General features: G+C 39.3%; 2 protein-coding genes. Both read right to left on the reverse strand.

The window, feature by feature from the left end:
- Positions 1-122 precede the first annotated feature (122 nt).
- Positions 123-428, reverse strand: coding sequence for a hypothetical protein (locus A3729_RS18785; protein WP_068508210.1), 306 nt, complete (start codon positions 426-428; stop codon positions 123-125).
- Positions 429-577: 149 nt separating this feature from the next.
- Positions 578-774: fibronectin type III domain-containing protein (locus tag A3729_RS33245; RefSeq protein ID WP_068634181.1), on the reverse strand; the 197-nt coding region annotated here is incomplete at its 5' end.

The raw sequence follows: 774 nt of genomic DNA on the forward strand, positions 1-774 counted from the left end.
AGTACGGATAGATTAATTAGTCAATTAAGTGGCGCAAAAAAGACGAAATAAGCGCCACATAAATAAATGTTCAAAATTTTGTCACTTATCTTATAAGTTATTGCCAGCGCAATAAAACTCAATCAAGCTTTATATTGAGACGAATCCAGATAGGTATTCGCAGCCTTACTTTCGCGGGTAATCTGCTTAAGTTCCATAGAGATCTCATCTCTATGCTTCAAGCTATCTTTTAGCACCAGAGAGTAAACTTTTTCATAGCGCCTCAAGATCGATAAAAGCTGTGCCCTATCTTCTTTAGTTCGCATACTAGCAATAACTGCCTGAAGCTCGACACGCACCTGAGCATCGAGCTCAGTTAAAAGCGCCCAATCCTGCTTGTCATTAGCATCTTTTAGTTGTTTAGCAATATTTAGAAACCGTTCGTTCACGCCATGCCACCTAATGATATTCAAGCACTCAATAATGAAGCAATACACACAAACAATGCAAGTTAAGATCCGCCCCCATGGAAACGAAAAAAGGCGATAATTACAACATTATCGCCTTAGCCTTAGTTACTGATCAACGTTAACTGATCTCAGATCGTTAAGGAAATTATTTCCGATTCCTCACTCTGAACACCGTCGATATCGATAGTCAAAATCACAAAATAATAAGTGCCTGCTACCATATCATCGATCTGCGCACTGGTATCCGAGCCACTACCTACAACAACACTTTGAGCTAAGTTTGATGCATCTGTACCATATCGAATAAGGTAACTGTCAATTTCGT

The sequence above is a fragment of the Oleiphilus sp. HI0043 genome, assembly GCF_001634935.1.